This is a genomic window from Coxiella endosymbiont of Ornithodoros amblus (assembly GCF_019425495.1).
Lineage (GTDB): Bacteria > Pseudomonadota > Gammaproteobacteria > Coxiellales > Coxiellaceae > Coxiella.
In genome coordinates this window covers 1-17,642 of record NZ_VFIV01000025.1, presented here as the reverse complement: position 1 = coordinate 17,642, position 17,642 = coordinate 1, and the positions used below count along the sequence as shown (strand labels likewise).

Genomic DNA, 17,642 nt, shown 5'->3' with positions numbered 1-17,642 from the left:
TGCAATAAATATCAACACCAAGTATTTTAATATCTTTCATCACATGCTCTTTATTTAAAATAGAAATTCTGTGTTGGCGCATTATAACGCCCCCTTTAAAGAGCGCACTTTTCATTGGGTTGTTTTTTTATTCTAAGGCCAATTCGCTAAAAATATGAACAATTTAAACTTTAATTTCTTTTCTTTCCACCCTAGATAAGTTATCCACAGCGAGATAGAATTGAGTGTCTTACAAACTCCAAAATTTCTGAATTTGCATGATTATGTCATTACCAATCTCATTGTGGGATAAATGTCTCTCTTATTTGCGCGACGAAATTCCGCCGCAACAATACAACACGTGGATTCGTCCGCTGCATGCTATCGAATCCAAACAAAATGGTTTACTACTACTCGCACCAAACCGATTTGTTTTGGATTGGATCAATGAGCGTTTTCTAAACCGCATCACAGAACTTTTGGACGAGCTATCCGATACACCTCCTAAAATAAGACTTCAAATAGGAAGTAAGTCCACAGAAACTCCAATCAAAAATTACCATGAGCCCTCTCATAGAAACGCAGCCCCTTTCCCTGGGAACACTACGATTTCTCACACCCAAGCAAATATCAATAATAATTTTACTTTTGATAGTTTTGTCGAAGGCAAATCGAATCAATTAGCACGAGCAGCCGCCACCCAGGTAGCTGAAAATCCCGGACAAGCTTATAATCCTCTTTTTATTTATGGAGGTGTCGGGCTTGGTAAAACACATTTAATGTACGCTGTTGGCAACGCTATTTTGAGAAAAGATTCGAGTAAAAAAGTTTTATACCTCCATTCAGAACGATTTGTTGCTGATATGATCAAAGCGTTGCAACACAATGCAATGAATGAGTTTAAGCGCTTCTATCGCTCTTTAAATGCGCTGTTAATTGATGATATTCAATTTTTTGCAGGCAAGGATCGATCACAAGAAGAATTCTTCCATACTTTTAACGCGTTATTGGATGGTCAACAGCAAATCATCTTAACCTGTGACCGATACCCCAAGGAAATTAGTGGATTAGAGGAGCGTCTCCAATCTCGATTTGGGTGGGGCTTGACCGTCGCCATTGAGCCACCCGAATTGGAAACACGGGTGGCAATTTTGGTCTCAAAAGCAGAACAATTGAAGGTAAATCTTCCCCATGAAGTTGCTTTCTTCATCGCCAAGCATATTCAATCCAATGTGCGGGAACTGGAAGGCGCTTTAAAGCGGGTGATCGCTAACGCCCACTTTACGGCGCAATCGATAACGGTTGACTTCGCCCGTGAGGCACTCAAGGATCTACTCACGCTTCAAGCTCGATTGATCACCACTGAAAATATCCAGAAAACGGTGGCTGCATATTATAAGATTAAAGTGGCCGATCTATTAGCAAAACGACGCAATCGCTCGGTCGCGCGCCCCCGACAAATGGCCATGACTCTCGCCAAAGAGCTTACTAATCACAGCCTTCCTGAAATTGGTGATGCTTTTGGAGGTAGAGATCACACGACGGTCTTACACGCCTGTCGCAAAGTAAAAGAATTGCTTGCTACCTCGCTGGATATCTTAGAAGATTATAAAAATTTGATGCGGATTTTGTCGGGGTAAAGAGAAGTTGGCTAAAAGAACTGTCCCCTCTCCCTAGGGGGAGCGGGGATTTTAAAAACTAACTACCACGCTTCTTTGCCCTCCCCTAGCCTCTTCCGCTTCCAGGAGAGGAAGTGTGAAAGTAGCATTAAGGGTTTTACAACTTTATCGAGAATAACACTAAGGCATTTATTTATTTTAAAGTACTAATATTTTTTTTGGGGGTAGCCTATGAAATTAAATTTGATCCGTGAAACATTATTAAAACCGTTACAATTGGTTATCGGGGTTGTCGATCGCAAACAGACCTTGCCCATTCTTTCCAATGTTCTGCTCTCTATTGAAACGGATCAACTTTCTATTACAGGCACCGATCTTGAAGTCGAGCTCATTGGGCAAACCAAATTGGATAAACATTCAACACAATCTTCTCGCCTCACCATTCCTGGCCGAAAATTAATAGATATTTGCCGCGCTTTGCCCGACAACGCCCCTATCGAGCTTTATCGCGATAAAGAAAAAATTATTCTTCGCTCGGGCCGCAGTCGCTTTATGCTTTCTACTCTGCCTTCGGAAGACTTCCCCGCTATAGAAAGACGTAAAAGTCAGCTTGAACTCTCTCTCCCTCAAGGGACGTTTCGCCATCTCTTACACCGAACCCATTTTGCGATGGCCCAACAGGACGTTCGGTATTATTTGAACGGCTTATTGCTCGAAACTTACCCTAACAAATTACGCGCTATTGCCACTGACGGGCACCGCCTAGCCGCTAATACTTTACTGGCTCAAACAAACACAGAGCACCGTTTACAAATTATCATCCCACGTAAAGGAATTATTGAGCTCTTGCGTTTACTCAGGGAAGATGAAGTGCTAGCCACTATCCGAATTGGGAATAATCACATCGGGGTTTCTACTAACGACTTTGCGTTTACTTCTAAATTAATTGAGGGCCGTTTTCCGGATTGTGAGCGCGTTATTCCGAAGGATGGCGATAAACAATTTGTTATTGATCGGGATATTCTAAAACAGGCCCTCAGTCGAACAGCTATTTTATGCAATGGAAAGTTTAAAGGGGTCCGTTTCGAGCTTCGACAAGGATTATTGCGAATTTTAGCCACCAATCCAGAACAAGAAGCCGCCGAAGAAGAAATTAATATCAACTATACGGGAGAAAATTTAGACATTGGTTTTAATGTCGGTTATTTGCTCGATATTCTAAATGTAGTTAACTCTGGAAACATTCGATTAACCTTTTCAACGGCCGATAGCAGCGTTTTAATCAACGAAGTTGAGAATCCATCGGACAGCGCTTTTGTAGTTATGCCTATGCGCCTATAGTCGAATGCCGTATATTGAGTCATTAAAAATTAATCAATTCCGAAATTTGACGGATGTCAACATCACGCCCCATCCTCAATTTAACTTTTTTTTTGGTCAAAACGGTGTTGGGAAAACAAGTATTCTCGAATCAATCTATTACCTCAGTGTAGGGCGATCATTTCGCACTCATCTTCCTCAACGTTTGATTCAAGATAATACTGATAGATTTTTAATTTTTATTATCCTTTACAACGGCACACAATTTATCCCACTTGGTGTAGAAAGAGACCGTCACGGCGATCGATGTTTAAGAATTAATGGCGAAACTGCTTCGAGTTGGTTTTTAGCGGCAAAGCGACTACCCCTCTGTTCTTTAAGCGCAATGAGCCATCGTTTTTTGCTTGATGGCCCCAGAGTCCGACGTCAATTTTTGGATTGGTTAATGTTTCACGTGGAACCTTCCTTTTTTCCGATTTGGCAACGCTCACAGCGATCGTTAAAACAGCGCAATGCAGCGCTTAAAGCAAAACTTCCACTAGGAGAAATTACTCATTGGGATAAAATGCTAATCGAGGATGGCGAACGACTTCATCAATTGCGTCAAAATGTAGTTACAGAATTTAAACCCTTATTTACCCAGATGCTTCAAAAATTTTTGCCGACACGCCCTTTAATCGGTCACTATTTCCGTGGGTGGTCAGAGAAGTATTCTTTAATGGAACAACTTCAAATTAACCTGAAGCAAGATCTTCAACGGGGTTACACACAAGCCGGCCCACAACGCGCGGATTTTCGATTAACCCTTCACGATCTTCCTGCTCAAGATATCCTTTCGCAAGGTCAACAAAAACTGGTTACTTACGCCTTGTATTTCGCCCAGGGGCTTCTTCTTAAAGAAAAAACCGGCATTAGTCCCATTTATTTAATCGACGATTTACCTGCCGAATTGGATGCGAATAAACGCGATTCCGTGATTGATTTAGTTAGTTGTCTAGAATCTCAGGTATTCATTTCAGGAATTGACCCCAACGACATAAACCTCCCCTCTCACAGCGCCTTGTTCCACGTGGAACAAGGCAAAGTCACTCCTATACCTCACTTCTCTCTAATTTGAGCTTTCAACGTTCAGTGGTTGGTCAGATTTTACTGGAAAACAACAGGTGTATTCACATATAACTGTTTTTTCAATGCAAGATACCCCCAAATGAGATGTTGAAAAGCTCAAGTTAGAGAGGAGAGGTTATGTAGCCTGTATTCCATTTCACTCCATACAGGCTACAGGATTAGATAGAACGAGTCCGAACCAATGTTTCACGCGAAACGTAAATAGGATTTCATACAAAGTACCTCTGACTTATTTAGTTTAAAATTAAAGTGTTAAATAATTTAATCCTATAAAAAAAATCCTCACAGAAGCTCCAATCTATGGTACAATTCCACCCTAAAAAAATCACTTGGAACACAGTGACCCCTGATCTTAGCACGGAGCGATAATGAGCGTGAGCGCAGCACAAAAATATGATTCTTCCACTATTAAAGTCCTAAAAGGCTTAGATGCCGTTCGTAAACGCCCCGGGATGTATATTGGAGATACTGACGATGGCTCCGGCCTTCACCACATGGTCTTCGAAGTTGTTGATAACTCTATCGACGAAGCTCTAGCAGGTTTTTGCACCCATATCTGGATCACCATTCATGCTGACGGTTTTGTCAGCGTACGGGATAACGGCCGGGGCATTCCCACAGACATCCACCCAGAAGAAGGCCGATCTGCTGCCGAAGTTATTATGACGGTCCTTCACGCAGGCGGTAAATTTGATAAAAATGCTTATAAAGTCTCCGGCGGACTCCACGGCATCGGTATTTCAGTGGTTAATGCCTTATCAGAAGAACTCTATATGACGATTCGCCAAAACGGTAACGTCTATAACCAAACCTACAAAATCGGTGTCCCGCAAGCTCCTTTGACAGTAACCGGAAAAAGTGACAAAACGGGTACTGAAATCCGATTCAAACCAAGCAATGCTATCTTTAGCAACACGGAATTTCACTACGATATCCTCGCAAAACGCCTACGGGAGCTTGCTTTTCTCAATCTTGGTATCCGCATTGAATTGACGGATGAGCGCACCAGCAGAGGTGATACATTTGAATACGAAGGTGGCATAAAAGCTTTCGTTGAACATTTAAATAAGAAAAAAACCCCCATCCATTCAGACGTCTTCCATTTTTCCACTGAAAAGAACGATATCGTCGTGGAAGTTGCCATTCAGTGGAACGATGGATTCCAAGAAACTATTTTTTGCTTTACGAATAATATCCCTCAGAATGACGGCGGCACCCACTTAGCAGGTTTCCGAGCTGCTCTCACGCGTACCCTCAACAATTATATTGAAGAAGAAGCACTGGCTAAAAAGAGCAAAGTCACTATCAGCGGGGATGATACCCGAGAAGGTTTAACAGTAGTCCTTTCAGTTAAAGTACCCGATCCAAAATTTTCATCGCAAACCAAAGATAAATTGGTCTCTTCAGAAGTTAAACCCGTGGTTGAATCTACCGTTGCTAAACAATTGCACGATTACTTGCTTGAAAACCCTAAACAAGCCCGAATCATTGCAATGAAAGTCATCGATGCTGCTCGTGCCAGAGAAGCTGCCCGTAAAGCACGGGACATGACGCGACGCAAAAACGTATTAGATTTGGTGGGGGGACTGCCTGGTAAACTGGCCGATTGCCAAGAGAAAGATCCCGCTCTATGCGAGTTGTTCTTGGTAGAAGGTGATTCTGCTGGCGGTTCGGCTAAACAAGCGCGCGATCGACGCTATCAAGCCATTTTGCCCCTCAAAGGTAAAATTTTAAACGTTGAAAAGGCCCGTTTTGACAAAATGCTTTCTTCTGCGGAAGTCGGCATGTTAATTACTGCCCTTGGATGCGGTATTGGCAAAGAAGAATACAACCCTGATAAGCTCCGTTATCATCGGATTATCCTCATGACCGATGCCGACGTCGATGGTTCACATATCCGCACTTTGCTACTCACTTTTTTCTATCGGCAGATGTCTGAGCTCATTGAGCGTGGCCATATCTACATCGCACAACCTCCCCTATATAAGGTTAAAAAAAGTAAAAAAGAACAATACGTTAAAGACGATCTCGCTTTAGACGCGTTGTTGCTCCAATTGGCGTTGGACGGTGCTCAGTTTCATCCGGCACCTCAAGCACCCGCTATCCAAGGTTCTGCGCTAGAGAGCTTGGCGACCCATTATCGCACTGCAATGCGAAGTATTAATCGATTGGGTAAACGCTACCCTCTGTATATACTAAAACGGCTGCTGAACTTTCCCCCTTTAACCACTGCAGATTTGAGTGAGGAGAAAAAAGTCATTGCTTGGACACAGCGGTTGGAGGAACAGTTAAACGAACCCAAAACAGAAAATAGCCTCCGTTATCAAACTATCATCAAAAAAGACGACGAACGGGAGCTGTATTTACCAATAGTTACGATTATTAATCACGGCCTTGCACAGCAACACCTTTTCCATCAAGAATTTTTCGGCTGCGCGGATTACCGTCATATTATTGATTTATATAATAAAATTTCTGACCTCATCGAGCCGGGGGCTTATATCGTGCACCACGACAAATGCCGAACAATTACTCATTTCGGCGAAGTGCTTGAATGGTTTATCGAGGAAGGAAAAAAAAGCCTGAATATACAACGCTACAAAGGGTTAGGTGAGATGAATCCCGACCAGCTTTGGGAAACAACGATGGATCCCGAAAGTCGTCGTTTATTATCCGTGAGTATTGAAGATGCCGTCATGGCCGATAAGATTTTTACCACCCTAATGGGCGACCAAGTCGAACCTCGTCGCCTTTTTATTGAACAAAATGCGTTGGCGGTGGAGAATTTAGACGTTTAGTAATCCTAATTCCAAGTAAAAATAAAATGAATCTCATGTAGCAGATGGGTAGAATTTTCATATTGATGACCTGTAAATAAGTTAAATGATAATCAGCAAGTAGGGTTTTGATTTCCGCGATATCCACGGTTCAATCATATTTCCCATAAAGCAAATAGCAGCAACCATATTTCATTTTACTTAAATCCAATGATCTTGTAATTCCAAATGGATAACACCCCGCGTGTGAACAAGGTTGTAAATGAAAGATAGATTTAACGCCCGATGGATCTAATATATCTAACATTAGTGCTACGACCCGTACGAATCGGCTTAACGAAATAAGGTCTGAAAAGTTGGATAAATTGTCTCGTTATAGGAATCAACAATAAGCGACGAATACGGAGATCACTTTTTAAAGCAGCCAAATTAGGGCCAGACAAAATTAAATTATCGACCGCATATTGCTCAACTATTTTAAAGGCCAAAAGCCATACCGCGGAGTGACCAAGAATCGAGACCTTCTCGGCAACGCTTTTTAATACGAGGTAATAGTTAATGGCGTACGTAATTGGTCATCCGCAGTAGTCACTTCGAGAAAATGTGTTGAACCAATACCAAAAGCGATCAATTGTGGTGAATAAAAAGGATTCTGCTTTTTCACAAGGTATACAAAACATTAAATTCAACCGGAGAAGCGCTATAACCATATAAAATTGGAACAACATATTTAATCATATTTTAATAAGGCTTTCTTCAGATAATATCTCAGCAAAGTCTCTTTATAAGTGTTGTTCTTGGGGAAATAATTAAAACGCCTCAAATAAGTAAGCATTCTATTCTTGTGAAGATTCATCGACAATAAATTCCAACCAGATAATAGTCCTATCAGAATGACGATGAGGAAAAGAAAATCCATTAAAATTCCCGAGGCACAGATCCATTTCTTTATTATAATGTCTTATATGTTTTCAATAGGCTGTTCATCTCTACTTCAAAAGCTAAATCTTTAAGCCTCTCACAATACAATTGTTTCTCTTCCTAATTTTTTCTATTTTTTAAATTCTTCCGTAAAACGTCCTACAAAATCTGGAGCTTTAAAGTTAAGAAAAAACTCGCATTCGGAGAGTCATTCTCCTTAACTGATTCTGTTATCCAACAATTGTTGGACACAACTCAATAAATCTTTTTCAACTAAACTAACCAACAACTCCACATATTTTTCTCTAATTCTTACCCCTTTCTCACCATCCCATCCTGATCGATCCATCGCGAAATGCCCATAGGCTCGATTGCGACTATTAGTATTCTCTAATATTTCAAGAATTCCATCTAGGAGTAAAAAAATCAAATTACAAAAGGCGATTAATAAATCAAACACAATATCCATCCTTCTTTCCATCCCGTAAGTTTTTCCATAAACTTTCCAACCATTGGTCAACATCATTTACCACAGCCAGGCAGTTCACAAATTAGTAACTACTGTGGCAAGTTAGTAAATAAATCTTTTTTTCTGCCCCTCTAGGATAAAGATATATTTCTCGCACTAAGTGAAAAATTCTTTCCGATTTATTCCGGCCACTTTTGCTTTCTCCCTAAGATTCTCGAAGGATGGGAAAAAATCTAAATACTTAGCTTTCCTCTGGGATAAGTTTTTCATTAATAATTGATTAAGAGACTGACCACCACCGTTTTTAATTTCTAATAGCTCAATTTTCTGTATTGCCGTTAATCGATCAAAGTCTGACGGGAAAGGAAAAAGTAACTCCCAACCTTCATCAATAGTTAGTTCATAAGTCTCTTTCATCTGCTGAAAAAAGTACACGTCGCTAAATTTGTATTTAATTTCCGGCTCCTTTTCCCCTTCCTCTCTTGGCTTTAGGGGAATAATCGCGACATTAATCTATAATTCGTTTCAATTTAAAAAATACATTTTACCTTCAAAATTTGAACGAAATATTAACTCCCACAAAAATTTAGAAACCCCTTGAGGTAGAAAGGTAGACCAATGAAAAGTGCCACCCCTTAAAGAGGGCTTTATAATGTGGCAACATAAAATTTCTATTTTTTTAAAATTGGTAATGCAACCGCTTCTTCTCATCAAAACTGATTATTGACAACAAGGGTCCATGTACATATGAGCGAAGCGGAATACGGGAAATTGACGTTATTTCCCGTATTTTACCCTTTTTCAAAACCATTCTTGTGAGGAAGATGTTCGAATAAGTAATAGGCCAAACTTGAAGTCGCTTTTTCACGATAGATTTTCCAAGTTTTGGGAAGTGGCAATGGCTTTAGATTTTTCTCAGTTTCTACGTAAATAAAAGCATTCGAGACCAATAGCTTGCTGTCTTCCAAATGAATAGCGGCTTTTTCAACAAGGTTTTTATAAAAAGGGGGGTCGAGAAACACGATATTGTAAGAAGTTGCGGTTAAAGAAGGGATAACGCTTGCAAAATCTCCGCAAAGTACTTGAGCATTTCTGGCTTGTAAAGCATCAACATTTTTTATTAATTTATCAATCACATAACGTGAATGATCAACAAAGGTGGCCTCTGCCGCTCCACGAGATAAGGCTTCGAATCCCAAGGAACCACTGCCAGTGAATAAATCCAGACAATGCGCATCAACGATATAAGGGGCTAACCAGTTAAACAAGGTTTCACGAATGCGATCTGTGGTGGGGCACAAATCGGGTAAATCCGGAAAATCAATTTTTCGGCTGCGCCATTTTCCACCAATGATTCTTAGTTTACCACCCATTTTTTAGCTTTAGAAAAATATTGTAAGAATCCTCAACACCATTTTATCATTATCTTCAAGTCCTAGCCATTTTAATTTTTGGTTTCGTCACTCCCGCTTATGGTAATATAGGGTGCCTGCACTATCCCCCTTCAGAGGAGTTGACGATCCTACTTCAACGATTCTTAACTTGGCAGGGTGAATAGTCTTCTTGAATACCGCGGTCACTTGCTTCGTATCTACCGCTCGGATATTTTGACGATAAGTATCTAAATAATCTAATGGCAACCCATAAAAAACCATATTAGTGACATTCGCCAATACCCTGACATTCGTGGACAATTGCAATAGAAGGTTACCAATGAGATTTTTTTTCGCCGCTTGTAGTTGCAATAACGTAGGTCCTTTTTCTACAAAATGCTGCAAAACAGACTGGGTGATTTTTAAGGCATCGACTGCTTTATCTTTGCGGGTCTGTAAAGAAATATAAAAAGGACCGCCGTATTTTAACGGCGCCAATTGGCTATAAGCCCCGTAAGTCAATCCACGTTGGTTCCTCACTTGCTTAAATAAAAGAGAGGATAAAGGCAATCCTCCCAATACCTGATTGCCGACCACCAAAGGGAAATAATCAGCGCTAGCCGGTTTAATGGCCACTTGTCCTAAAATAATGGTGGTTTGTTGCGCTAAAAAAGGGATCTGTCGCCGCAACATACCGCTTGCTGTTATCGCTTTGGGTAGCACCGACACCGGTTTTCCAGTTGGAAAAGCGCCAATCACTTGTGCGGCGATTCCTTGTGCTTGTTCGCAAGTTAAATCGCCGACGATCACTACGTTAGCATTATTAGCCACGTAAAATTTTTGATAGAACGATTTCACTTCATCATTCGTTATGGCATTAATAGTCTTTATCGTTCCCTCCGGGGGATGGCTATAGGGGTGCGTTCCATAAATAGCCGAATAAAAAGCTTTTGAAGCGACAACATTTGGCGACTGTTCATTGTATTCAATATTGGATAACAGTTGGTGCTTCACTCGAATAAAAGCTTTTTGCGGGAAAGTAGGCCCAACCAAGACATCAGCAAAAGCTTTTAGTGCCGGTTTCAAAAAATCTGGTCTCGTTAAACTTCGCAAACTAAGCATCACCATATCACGATCAACACCATTAGCATATTGAGCACCGACGTGGTCAAAAGCCGTGGCGATTTGATCCGCATTCTGCGTTGCCGTTCCTTCTGCTAACATTGAATTAGTAAATGAAGCTAAGCCCCACGCCTGACCATCGTACGACGAACCAGCCGCAAACACGACTTGAATATCCACCATCGGAATTTCTGACGATCGAACGAAATAAACTTTTGCACCGTTTTTTGTGTCCCAATGTTGAATATTTACAAGGGGTGTGGATTCACTCGCAAAAACGTTCAATGAAATGAATAAACTGATGATAACAATAAGCAAACGCATCAGTGTAACCCTGCCGGTAACGGCTGAACGAGGGCGGGTTGAGTGGGTTCGCCTGTCGGTTGCAAAACTCCAATCGTAAGGCGGCGCGGAATTAAATACAATTGAGCGACTTGTTGTATTTGCTGCGCCGTTACCGCCTCAATATTTTTCAGATAATCTTGCGAAGATTGCCAGGATAAACCAATCACCTCTGTCCCTCCGATGTCCATCGCTTGATTCATTAACGAATCTTGATTATAAATATTTTGCGCGGTCACTTGTGCTTTCACGCGCTTGAGTTCTTCTTCGCTTACCGGGTCAGTTTGAAGCTTTTTAATTTCGTTGGTAAATGCCTCTTTTAATTCAGCAATAGAATGAGATCGCGCCGGAATTCCAAATAAAAAAAATTGATTACTGTGAAGTTGATAAAGTTGATAGTCCGTTGCAGCCTGGCTCGCCATTTGTTTCCCGCGAATTAAATCGCACGAAAAACGCGAACTGCCACTGCCGCCCAACAGAGTAGACAATACATCAAGTGCATACGGCTGCCATTTTTCTTTTGTCGTGCTTAACGACGGCGTTTGATAACCCATCATGATCATTGGTAGCCGAGCAGGCACTTCGATATTAACAGACGTTGTACCCAAGGGTGGAACTTCAATCCGTGGTTTTAAGTGGGGTACTGGTTTTACTTCCAATGGGCCGAAGTATGCTTTCGCCAAGGCTAATACTTGTTCCGGATTTACAGCACCGACAACCACGACAATGGCATTATTGGGAACATACCACGCATGGTACCAATCTCGCACGTCTTGCACTGTCATGTGTTGCAAATCGGTCATCCACCCAATGGCTTGGTGGTAATAAGGACTATTAACAAACGCTGCTGCCATAAAACGTTCATATGCTAAGCTCGTGGGATTATCGTCATAACGCATGCGCCGCTCTTCCATCACGACCTGGATTTCTTTATCAAAATCATTTTTACTCAATAATAAATTGTGCATACGATCGGCTTCTAATCGGAAGGCCGCGGTCAGCTGATCTGCACTTAAGCATTCAAAATAAACGGTAAAATCATCAGCGGTCATGGCGTTTTGTTCACCACCTACATCACTGATTTCTTTTTCAAACGCACCGGCGGGGTATTTTTGAGTGCCGCGGAACATCATGTGTTCTAATACGTGCGAAACGCCGGTAACGCCGTTGTGCTCATAACTACCACCGACTTTGTACCACACGGAAGTAAAAACCATCGGCACTCGATGGTCTTCTTTGACGATTAATTTAAGCCCATTGTTTAACTGATACGCATGGATAGAACCGGCTTGCACAAAATCAAAACACAGCATCAGTAATAAACTAATAATCCAGCGGTATCTGTTTCTATTACTGCTCATCAGCTCGGCTCTGTTCCACTTAACGTTCCATGGTTCAGCCTATTGGATAGAAATGCCCATTTTGGCCAATCTAAGACGAAAAATCCGCTCAAAGTGCTCATGTATTTGTATACACTGGGCGGTCTTCGCAAACCTTACCCCCACCTCAGCTGAAAACTGGACGTTTATAGCCTTGTACGCACATTAGGTGCCTGAATAGTTTACATGCTACGATAGCATACAGACATTGTAACGCTTTCTTAACAGGAATTCCACCGATGTTTGGCTTTTCAAAATCAAAACCGCCACTCGATAAAAATAACGAAATTTCAAAACCAAAAAAAGGATGGCTCAGCCGACTTAATGAAAGTCTCAAGCGCACACGCAGTCGATTGACGGATGGGCTAAGCAACCTCGTGCTTGGAAAGAAAACGATCGATGCTTCTTTGTTGGAGGAATTGGAAATGATCCTATTATCCGCGGATATAGGAATAGAAGCTACTCAATCAATTCTTAATGATCTTTCCCAACAAGTGGCTCGAAAATCGCTTTCCGATCCTAAGGCATTAATTGATGCTTTAAAAATCGAGTTACTCAATATCTTAGAGCCTTGCCAAAAATTCTTAGAAATTAACGCATCGCCCTTTGTTATCTTAACCGTCGGCGTGAATGGTGTAGGAAAAACAACCACCATTGCAAAGCTCGCTCATTTTTATCAATCACAAAAAAAACTGGTGATGCTAGCAGCGGGCGATACTTTTCGTGCAGGAGCTATTGAACAATTACAAATATGGGGAAAGCGTAATAATGCTCCTGTGATCGCTCAACAACCCGGGGCTGACAGCGCTTCGGTGATTTACGATGCGATGGAAGCGGCCACGGCACGGCATTACCAGCTTCTAATTGCCGATACAGCGGGCCGATTGCACACGCAATCCCACCTCATGAACGAACTAGCAAAAATTAAGCGCGTAATAAAAAAAATTAATCCCGATGCACCACAGGAAACGTTATTAGTGTTCGACGCCGGCACGGGACAAAATGCAATTAATCAAGCGGAACAGTTCCATGAACAGATTGGCTTGACTGGCATCGTCATCACCAAATTAGACAGTACCGCTAAGGGCGGCGTAATTTTTTCCATCGCCAAAAAAATGCAACTACCCATTCGCTTTATCGGAATGGGAGAAAAAATCGAAGATTTGAAACCTTTTAATGCAAAAGAATTCATCGCTGCTTTGTTTAAAGAATAATCATTTGTGATCCGTTTTGTCAACATCACCAAAAATTATCCCAATGGGCGCCCAAGCACTTAAATAATGTTTCTTTCACATTGAAACAAGGCGAAATGGCGTTCTTAACCGGTCATTCCGGTGCAGGCAAAACGACTTGACTTTATTAAAGCTAACGATGATAGAAACCATTACACGCGGACAAATTTATATTAACAACCACAATTTATCGCGCTTATCTAAGAGAGAAATTCCTTGTTTAAGACGCCGCATTGGATAAAGTCGGTTTATTAAAAAAAGAAAAATTATACCCCTTTTCTTTATCTATCGGTGAACAGCGGCTCATCAGTGTCTCGCGTGCAATTGTTAATAAACCGATGTTAGTCATTGCCGATGAACCAACGGGAAATTTAGATCCCGAATTATCTTCAAAAATTATCTGTTTGTTTGAAGCTTTCAATACCGTAGAGGTTACGATTCTCATCGCGACCCACAATTTGTCACTTATTGCTCCATTAATATCGGATCATTACTGTAAAAGAAGGGCGGTTAATGGAATGAATAAACACGATCAAAAATATTTTAATCGTTTAATTTTATGGATCGTTAATCATAGCTGCGCTTGCCTTATGGATTGGGGGGAATTAATTCGAACGCCCTTAGCTAGCATAATAACAATCGCTGTTATTGGAGTGACAATGGCTTTGCCGACAGGGTTTTATTTATTCTTACAAAATTCAAAACCTTAAGTACACCATGGAATGGAAAGTTTACTATTTCACTTTACCTCAAATTAAATACGCCCAATTCAAAAATAAGTGATTGCCCAACTTAAGAATCACAGCGATATTTCAAACATCCAATATACTTCCGCAGAAAATTGGCTTAGTGAGTTAAAAATCGATGGTATTAACCGCCCGTGCTCACCATTATCCCTACATAAAAAATAATCCTGCCGCATTACAACAGTTACTATTGGATTTAAAAAACCTTACCGCTGATTGACGTTGCGCAATTAGATTTTGCATGGGTGGAATGCTCAAACCACTTTAATTACGCTTGGGCAACGCATAACGGACACTTTAGCAATTCTATTAAGCGTCGGTGTTATTCTCATATCGGTAGTAACACTATTCGCCTCGCCACGAACAATTATCGGCAAGAAATTACCATTCTCAAGCTGATCGTGGCAACTCCCTCTTTCATTCGGTGCCCGCTTTTATATCGCGATTTTTTTATGGCTTCCTAGGCGGCTGCGTAGCGTGGTTTTTGGTAAGTATTTTACTGCTAGAAAGCGCCTCCCCAACCTTACTGTTAGCAGCCACTTACAATTACCACTATGCTATCCATGGATTAAGCATAAAAACGGGAGTTTCTATTATTTTATTTCTATCCTCATGGGCTATGCGGCTCCTAGCTTTCTATTTATTTTGACACTTAAACGCCGTAGAACGTCTTTAAACACTCTGCCATATTCATAATAATTTGGCCGTATTTATTGAAAAGACATCCCCGAAAAGCAAAATTATTCAATATCCTATAGAAAGAAAGGCCTCTCTCAGGTCCTCTTGCTAGAAAAGGAAATTGTCGCTTCTAATTTCCTACGCTATAATGAAGTGTACATGACTGTAAAGAATTATAATGACGTAAGCAAAACTCCCCAGTAAAGGGCAAATCACTTTGACAAAGGTAATTAAGAAAACTTCTCTGTATCGATACCGACGATAACGTTGAGTTTATTATTGAGCCTGACGGGAAAGTTATCATGGCCGCAAAGAGACCCCCCGGTGTTAAACAAATCTACGGTATTGTAAAAACCATGAAAGCCCTTGATACTAACCTTCTTGTACGAATTTTAGTCCACGATAATGACGTACAAGCACACTCCGCCTTCAATTATATCCAACGCCACAAAGAAGTCTTTGTCGGCCTCATTGTTTTATGCAAACTAACATGGAAACTAGAAGATTATTAATAACAAAAGAAGAATTAATAACAATCATTGAAGCAGTATTAAAAACTGATCAATTTTCTTTCGAAAATTCTGGCATCGCCTGGGCAGCTTTAGAAATATACAAAAAAATGCCTTAGATTTTGCCGACTGTTTAATCGGGGCTTGTACTAAGCAATACGACTACGAAATGACAGGCACTCTTAATAGAAAAGCTGGAAAGTGTCAATGGCTTGAGGTGGTATAGCACTTCTTCAAAAACGGTGTTAGAATTAGCCCTCAATTAAATAACATATTCAAATTTTGAGCAAAATAAGCCATGAGTCAATTTCTCACACGCGTTGAAGAACGCTCGTTGTCAATTGGGAGTATAGGTAGCTACATCAGCTGGGTGAACCGAATGCCGCTGCTCAGTGCGGAGGAAGAATACGACTTAGCTAATAAATTCAGAGAAAGTAATGACCTAGGAGCTGCCCGCAAATTGGTGCTTTCGCATTTGCGGTTTGTCGTGCGAATTGCCCGCGGTTATTCAGGCTACGGCCTCTCGCAAGCAGACCTCATTCAAGAAGGCAACATCGGTTTAATGAAAGCGGTTAAGCGCTTTGACCCTCAAGTCGGCGTACGATTAGTGTCTTTCGCTGTGCATTGGATTCGCGCAGAAATTTATGAATTTATTCTGAAAAACTGGCGTATCGTTAAAATTGCTACCACCAAAACGCAGCGAAAACTCTTTTTCAACCTGCGCAAACACGCCAAAAAACGGGGCTGGTTTAGCGATCACGAAGCTTTTGCATTGGCAGAAGAATTAAATGTCAGCACGAAAGACGTTCGCCAAATGGAAGAAAGGCTAAATAGTTACGATGAAGCCTTTGACGGCGCTGACGAAGAAAGTAACAGCGGTAGTACCCCCAGTTGTTGGGGCACCGCCCCTACGCATTATCTTGAAGACAAACGTTACAACCCAGCCCTTCAATTAGAACGTAGCAACTGGGCTGACGATCAGGGACACCGATTACGCGATGCAATGCAATCATTGGATGATCGAAGTCGAGATATTCTATGTCAGCGTTGGTTAAATGAAAAAAAATCAACGCTTCATGAACTAGCAGCACAATACGCTGTTTCTGCCGAACGTATTCGGCAGCTTGAAAAAAACGCCATGCAGAAAATCCGAACCGCTATGACAGAGGAATAATTTTTAACTCTAAGGGGAATAGATCGTGAAGAACCATTTGAGTGCATTATTTTTAGCCGGAACCTTGACCGAAGGCGTGGCGATAGCCGCCCCCTTTCTCAATCCAGTTTTTCTCCCCAACAAGTCAAAGACATACAGAGGATCGTCCACGATTATTTAGTCAACCACCCAGAAGTTTTGCTAGAAGTATCCCAAGCGTGGCAAAAAAAAACAGAAGCACAACAACAGGCACATGCCCCAAAAAGCAATCAAGGAAAATACAAAAAACTATTTAACGACCCTGTCTTACCAGTGGCAGGCAATCCGCAGGGAATGTTACATTAGTCGAGTTTTTCGATTATCAATACGGCATTGCAAAGCTATGAATTCCGTTAAACAAGGGAAATGCTATGATTTCACGATGCGCTGCTTAGTGTTCACGGACAATTATCAGAACAAATCACCCTCTAAGCCGCAGAAAAATTAGGATTAAATCTCGCTCAGCTAAAGAAAGAGATGAGCAATCCTGCTACTCAAAAACAACTGCGTGATAATTTCCAATTAGCTCAATCGCTGGAGCTAGCGGGCACCCCGACGTTCGTTATTAGAAACAAAACCTTAACCAAATTCAGTTTTATACCAGGCGCCACCTCACAGCAGAACCTTCAAAAAGAAATCGACCGAGTAGGAAAGTAATAAAATTATCACTGATACGACCTCTTTCATCCCAACGGGAGAGGTCAAGAGGCTCTAAGCCTTACCCTATCGTTACCCACAAGTGGTAAAGACTAAAACTAGACCCCGTCGTTCCCGTGCGTGGGCCGTCTACTGACAGACAAAGAATCGAGGGCTTTCACAGCCGAAGTCACGGGAGTCCCGGCTAAAAGGCTAAGAA

At 41.4% G+C, this 17,642-nt stretch carries 13 protein-coding genes and 4 pseudogenes; 10 read left to right on the top strand and 7 right to left on the bottom strand.

The window, feature by feature from the left end:
- Window positions 1-166: 166 nt before the first annotated feature.
- Window positions 167-242: pseudogene (locus FIV31_RS04550) on the bottom strand (hypothetical protein); the annotation flags it as partial.
- Window positions 243-263: 21 nt separating this feature from the next.
- Between FIV31_RS04550 and dnaA the strand changes: the two are divergent.
- The 4 genes from dnaA (at window position 264) to gyrB (ending at window position 6,844) form a co-directional block, all read left to right on the top strand.
- On the top strand, window positions 264-1,619 hold the full coding sequence (gene dnaA / locus FIV31_RS04545; RefSeq protein ID WP_280123972.1) for a chromosomal replication initiator protein DnaA: 1,356 nt from the start codon (window positions 264-266) through the stop codon (window positions 1,617-1,619).
- Window positions 1,620-1,829: 210 nt separating this feature from the next.
- Entirely contained in the window at window positions 1,830-2,939 is a 1,110-nt protein-coding gene (dnaN, locus tag FIV31_RS04540; protein ID WP_280123971.1) for a DNA polymerase III subunit beta, read from the top strand.
- A 4-nt stretch (window positions 2,940-2,943) separates the two neighbouring features.
- On the top strand, window positions 2,944-4,035 hold the full coding sequence (gene recF / locus FIV31_RS04535; protein WP_280123970.1) for a DNA replication/repair protein RecF: 1,092 nt from the start codon (window positions 2,944-2,946) through the stop codon (window positions 4,033-4,035).
- Between the two features lie 379 nt (window positions 4,036-4,414).
- Window positions 4,415-6,844, top strand: a complete 2,430-nt coding sequence (gene gyrB / locus FIV31_RS04530; RefSeq protein WP_280123969.1) for a DNA topoisomerase (ATP-hydrolyzing) subunit B — start codon at window positions 4,415-4,417, stop codon at window positions 6,842-6,844.
- A 517-nt stretch (window positions 6,845-7,361) separates the two neighbouring features.
- Here gyrB and FIV31_RS04525 read toward each other — a convergent pair.
- From FIV31_RS04525 to FIV31_RS04500, 6 genes are all read right to left on the bottom strand, one after another.
- Window positions 7,362-7,487 (bottom strand): hypothetical protein, encoded by a 126-nt coding sequence (locus tag FIV31_RS04525; protein WP_280123968.1) that lies wholly within the window; start codon window positions 7,485-7,487, stop codon window positions 7,362-7,364.
- A gap of 474 nt (window positions 7,488-7,961) precedes the next feature.
- The gene (locus FIV31_RS04520; protein ID WP_280123967.1) at window positions 7,962-8,270 is read right to left on the bottom strand and encodes a hypothetical protein; all 309 of its coding nucleotides are present in this window, start codon (window positions 8,268-8,270) and stop codon (window positions 7,962-7,964) included.
- A 99-nt stretch (window positions 8,271-8,369) separates the two neighbouring features.
- Window positions 8,370-8,630 (bottom strand): hypothetical protein, encoded by a 261-nt coding sequence (locus FIV31_RS04515; protein ID WP_280123966.1) that lies wholly within the window; start codon window positions 8,628-8,630, stop codon window positions 8,370-8,372.
- A 374-nt stretch (window positions 8,631-9,004) separates the two neighbouring features.
- A complete protein-coding gene (gene rsmD, locus FIV31_RS04510; RefSeq protein ID WP_280123965.1) occupies window positions 9,005-9,586 on the bottom strand; it encodes a 16S rRNA (guanine(966)-N(2))-methyltransferase RsmD in 582 nt (193 codons plus the stop codon).
- A gap of 87 nt (window positions 9,587-9,673) precedes the next feature.
- Complete coding sequence (locus FIV31_RS04505) at window positions 9,674-11,032, bottom strand: M16 family metallopeptidase (RefSeq protein ID WP_280123964.1); 1,359 nt, start codon at window positions 11,030-11,032, stop codon at window positions 9,674-9,676.
- Entirely contained in the window at window positions 11,032-12,411 is a 1,380-nt protein-coding gene (locus tag FIV31_RS04500; RefSeq protein ID WP_280123963.1) for a M16 family metallopeptidase, read from the bottom strand. The genes FIV31_RS04505 and FIV31_RS04500 overlap by 1 nt, the downstream gene beginning before the upstream one ends.
- A 257-nt stretch (window positions 12,412-12,668) precedes the next feature.
- On the opposite strand from FIV31_RS04500, the gene ftsY reads away from it, so the two are divergent.
- The 6 genes and pseudogenes from ftsY (at window position 12,669) to FIV31_RS04470 (ending at window position 17,443) form a co-directional block, all read left to right on the top strand.
- Window positions 12,669-13,643 (top strand): signal recognition particle-docking protein FtsY, encoded by a 975-nt coding sequence (gene ftsY, locus FIV31_RS04495; RefSeq protein WP_280123962.1) that lies wholly within the window; start codon window positions 12,669-12,671, stop codon window positions 13,641-13,643.
- 6 nt (window positions 13,644-13,649) lie between these two features.
- Window positions 13,650-14,183 (top strand): annotated as a pseudogene (locus FIV31_RS04490) (cell division ATP-binding protein FtsE).
- A pseudogene (locus tag FIV31_RS04485) lies at window positions 14,180-15,083 on the top strand (cell division protein FtsX). Before FIV31_RS04490 ends, FIV31_RS04485 begins: the two co-directional pseudogenes overlap by 4 nt.
- Before the next feature lie 304 nt (window positions 15,084-15,387).
- Complete coding sequence (locus FIV31_RS04480) at window positions 15,388-15,597, top strand: hypothetical protein (RefSeq protein WP_280123961.1); 210 nt, start codon at window positions 15,388-15,390, stop codon at window positions 15,595-15,597.
- A gap of 295 nt (window positions 15,598-15,892) precedes the next feature.
- The gene (gene rpoH, locus FIV31_RS04475; protein WP_280123960.1) at window positions 15,893-16,768 is read left to right on the top strand and encodes an RNA polymerase sigma factor RpoH; all 876 of its coding nucleotides are present in this window, start codon (window positions 15,893-15,895) and stop codon (window positions 16,766-16,768) included.
- A 25-nt stretch (window positions 16,769-16,793) separates the two neighbouring features.
- Window positions 16,794-17,443: pseudogene (locus FIV31_RS04470) on the top strand (DsbA family protein).
- The last annotated feature ends 199 nt before the right edge of the window (window positions 17,444-17,642 follow it).

What these genes read in the sequence shown, in the direction of transcription:
- dnaA (WP_280123972.1), top strand. Translation starts at nt 264, where the DNA reads ATGTCATTACCAATCTCATTGTGGGATAAATGTCTCTCTTATTTGCGC.
- dnaN (WP_280123971.1), top strand. Translation starts at nt 1,830, where the DNA reads ATGAAATTAAATTTGATCCGTGAAACATTATTAAAACCGTTACAATTG.
- recF (WP_280123970.1), top strand. Translation starts at nt 2,944, where the DNA reads ATGCCGTATATTGAGTCATTAAAAATTAATCAATTCCGAAATTTGACG.
- gyrB (WP_280123969.1), top strand. Translation starts at nt 4,415, where the DNA reads ATGAGCGTGAGCGCAGCACAAAAATATGATTCTTCCACTATTAAAGTC.
- FIV31_RS04520 (WP_280123967.1), bottom strand. Translation starts at nt 8,270, where the DNA reads ATGATGTTGACCAATGGTTGGAAAGTTTATGGAAAAACTTACGGGATG.
- FIV31_RS04515 (WP_280123966.1), bottom strand. Translation starts at nt 8,630, where the DNA reads ATGAAAGAGACTTATGAACTAACTATTGATGAAGGTTGGGAGTTACTT.
- rsmD (WP_280123965.1), bottom strand. Translation starts at nt 9,586, where the DNA reads ATGGGTGGTAAACTAAGAATCATTGGTGGAAAATGGCGCAGCCGAAAA.
- FIV31_RS04505 (WP_280123964.1), bottom strand. Translation starts at nt 11,032, where the DNA reads ATGCGTTTGCTTATTGTTATCATCAGTTTATTCATTTCATTGAACGTT.
- FIV31_RS04500 (WP_280123963.1), bottom strand. Translation starts at nt 12,411, where the DNA reads ATGAGCAGTAATAGAAACAGATACCGCTGGATTATTAGTTTATTACTG.
- ftsY (WP_280123962.1), top strand. Translation starts at nt 12,669, where the DNA reads ATGTTTGGCTTTTCAAAATCAAAACCGCCACTCGATAAAAATAACGAA.
- FIV31_RS04480 (WP_280123961.1), top strand. Translation starts at nt 15,388, where the DNA reads ATGGCCGCAAAGAGACCCCCCGGTGTTAAACAAATCTACGGTATTGTA.
- rpoH (WP_280123960.1), top strand. Translation starts at nt 15,893, where the DNA reads ATGAGTCAATTTCTCACACGCGTTGAAGAACGCTCGTTGTCAATTGGG.